At 67.9% G+C, this 3358-nt stretch carries 2 protein-coding genes; both read left to right on the top strand.

Annotation, left to right across the window (positions count from 1 at the left end):
• Positions 1-154: 154 nt before the first annotated feature.
• Positions 155-877, top strand: a complete 723-nt coding sequence (locus A9X03_RS26710; RefSeq protein WP_068263853.1) for a DUF1906 domain-containing protein — start codon at positions 155-157, stop codon at positions 875-877.
• 543 nt (positions 878-1420) lie between these two features.
• On the top strand, positions 1421-3358 hold a 1938-nt coding region (locus A9X03_RS26705; RefSeq protein WP_197696154.1), incomplete at its 3' end, for a fatty acid synthase subunit beta domain-containing protein.

Raw genomic sequence — 3358 nt, 5'->3', positions numbered from 1 at the left:
CGCCCGGCAGACCGCCGGCCGCGGCCTGGACGGCGTGAGCGTCATCGTGCTGCCCACGGCGGCGTCACCCCAAACCCAGGATGCGGCACCGTGATGCAGATGTGACCAGTGTGGTCAATGTGTCGGATGGGGTTACTGTCGTACCCTGTCGCTTGTGTCATCGGTTTCGCGGCGCGACCTCCTCAGACTGGCGGCCGCGACCCCGGCCTTGGTGGGCCTGGGCGTCGCGGGCGCGTCCATGGGCGCCACACCGGCGTCGGCGTCGCTCGGCACCCTCTTGGACTACGCGGCCGGCGTCATCCCAGCCAGTCAGATCCGGGCCGCCGGTGCCGTGGGCTCGATCAGGTACGTATCGGACCGGCGACCCGGCGGCAACTGGATGCTGGGCAAGCCGATCCAGGTCGCCGAGGCGCGTGACCTCAACAGCAACGGGCTGAAGATCGTCTCCTGTTATCAGTACGGGAAGGGTGACACCGCCGATTGGCTCGGCGGGGCCAGCGCCGGGCTCCAGCACGCGCAGCGCGGGATGCAACTGCACGCCGCCGCCGGCGGCCCCGCCAGCGCACCGATCTACGCCTCCATCGACGACGACCCCTCTTACGACCAGTACAAACAGCTGATCGCGCCCTACCTGCGGTCCTGGGAGTCGGTGATCGGTCATCAGCGCACAGGTGTGTACGCCAATTCGAAGACCATCGACTGGGCGCTGCACGACGGTCTGAGCTCGTACTTCTGGCAGCACAACTGGGGGTCACCCAAGGGATTCGCCCACCCGGCCGCCCATTTGCATCAGGTCGAGATCGACAAACGCAGCGTCGGCGGCGTCGGCGTGGACATCAACGAAATCCTCAAGCCGCAATTCGGCCAGTGGGCCTAGCCGCCGGGTTTCCGTCACCCGCCACCGTCGGGCCGCGAGTCTTAGAGATCCCAGCAAACACTCGTTCGCTCATTTCTGGCGGCGGCGGGCGCGGATGCCGCCCGCGCGACGCGGCCGAGGCGGGATCGACGCGGCTCGACGGCTCGAAATTTTTACATAACGATTACATAACAAAACTGCTTTGATCAGCGCAGTTATAGCTACTCGACCGTAACCACCTGCACGCAGCGGGTTTGTTCGCGGGGCCCGCGCCGCCGATTCAGACCGGTGTTACCCACGACACGGTTACCCATGCGTAGAACTCACCAGTAACCAATCACCACGCGAAACGGGGGTCGATCCTTATGACACTCTTAGTACAGCCGATGCAGTCCGCCGCGCCGCTCCACCCATGCGGACGGCCCGCCGACAACACACCGGTCAGACGGATTTTCGGTCGCGATTCGATGCGGAATCGACGGACTCTCTCGAGTTCCTGTCCCCTTCGGACCGGCTGAAAGCACTGATACGTAAGACGTACATGACGCATTGAGGGAGATAGACGTGACGATCCACGAGCACGACCGGGTGTCCGCCGATCGCGACGGGAAAGGCCCCCACGCACCTGCCGGGGACACCCATGCTCTGGTCGACCGTCTGACGGCAGGCGAGCCGTACGCCGTCGCATTCGGGGGCCAGGGCAGCGCCTGGCTGGAAACCCTGGAAGAACTGGTGTCGTCGGCCGGGATCGAGGCCGACCTGGCAACGCTGGTCGGTGAGGTGGAGCTGCTGCTCGAGCCGGTGGCCAAAGAGCTCGTGGTGGTGCGCCCGATCGGTTTCGAGCCGCTCACCTGGGTGCGGGCGCTCGCGGCCGAGGACCCCGTCCCGTCGGACAAGCACCTGACGTCGGCCGCGGTGTCGATTCCCGGCGTGCTGCTCACTCAGATCGCCGCCGTGCGCGCGCTGGCGCGCCAAGGCATGGATTTGAACGACACCCCGCCGGTGGCCGTCGCGGGGCATTCGCAAGGGGTGCTCGCGGTCGAGGCGCTCAAGGCCGCCGGTACCCGCGACGCCGAACTGCTGGCGATGGCCCAGCTGATCGGTGCGGCCGGGACGCTGGTGGCTCGTCGGCGCGGAATCTCCGTGCTCGGCGACCGCCCACCGATGGTGTCGGTGACCAACGCCGACCCCGAGCGCATCGGCCGCCTGCTCGACGAGTTCGCGCAGGACGTCCGCACCGTGTTGCCGCCGGTGCTGTCGATTCGCAACGGCCGGCGCTCGGTCGTCATCACCGGCACCCCCGAACAGCTGTCCCGGTTCGAGCTGTACTGCCAGCAGATCTCCGAAAAGGAAGAGGCCGAGCGCAAGAACAAGCTTCGCGGTGGGGACGTCTTCGCACCGGTCTTCGACCCGGTGCAGGTGGAGGTCGGCTTCCACACGCCCCGGTTGGCCGACGGCATCGACATCGTCGGCGGCTGGGCCGAAAAGGTGGGGCTCGACGTCGCGCTGGCGCGCGAGCTGACCGAGTCCATCCTGGTGCGCCGCGTCGACTGGGTCGAGGAGATCGGCCGGGTGCACGACGCCGGTGCGCGCTGGATCCTCGACCTGGGGCCCGGTGACATCCTGACCCGGCTGACCGCGCCGGTGATCCGGGGCCTGGGTGTGGGCATCGTGCCCGCCGCGACCCGCGGCGGGCAGCGCAACCTCTTCACCGTCGGGGCCGTCCCCGAGGTGGCGCGGGCGTGGTCGACGTACGCCCCCACGGTGGTGAGCCTTCCCGACGGCCGGGTCAAGCTCTCGACGAAGTTCACCCGGTTGACCGGACGCTCGCCGATCCTGCTCGCGGGCATGACCCCGACGACCGTGGACGCCAAGATCGTCGCCGCCGCGGCCAACGCGGGGCACTGGGCCGAGCTGGCCGGCGGTGGGCAGGTCACCGAGGAGATCTTCGGCGCACGCGTCGATGAGCTCGCAACGCTGCTCGAGCCGGGCCGCACCTATCAGTTCAACGCGTTGTTCCTCGACCCGTACCTATGGAAGCTGCAGGTCGGCGGAAAGCGGTTGGTGCAGAAGGCGCGTCAGTCCGGTGCGGCGATCGATGGCCTCGTCATCAGTGCCGGCATCCCCGACCTCGAGGACGCCGTGGAGCTGATCGAGGAGCTGAACGACGTCGGCATCAGCCACGTCGTGTTCAAGCCCGGCACGGTCGAGCAGATCCGCTCGGTCATCCGGATCGCGACCGAAGTGCCCACCAAGCCGGTGATCATGCACATCGAGGGTGGGCGCGCCGGCGGCCACCACTCCTGGGAAGACCTCGACGACCTGTTGCTGGCAACGTATTCCGAGCTGCGGTCGCGCTCCAACATCACCGTCTGTGTCGGCGGTGGAATCGGCACGCCCGAGCGGGCGGCCGAATACCTGTCCGGGCGCTGGGCGCAGGAGTACGGCTTCCCGCTGATGCCGATCGACGGCATCCTGGTGGGCACCGCGGCGATGTCGGCC

This window comes from Mycobacterium sp. E1715 (assembly GCF_001667625.1).
GTDB lineage: Bacteria > Actinomycetota > Actinomycetes > Mycobacteriales > Mycobacteriaceae > Mycobacterium.
This window is presented reverse-complemented; position numbering and strand designations above follow the sequence as displayed.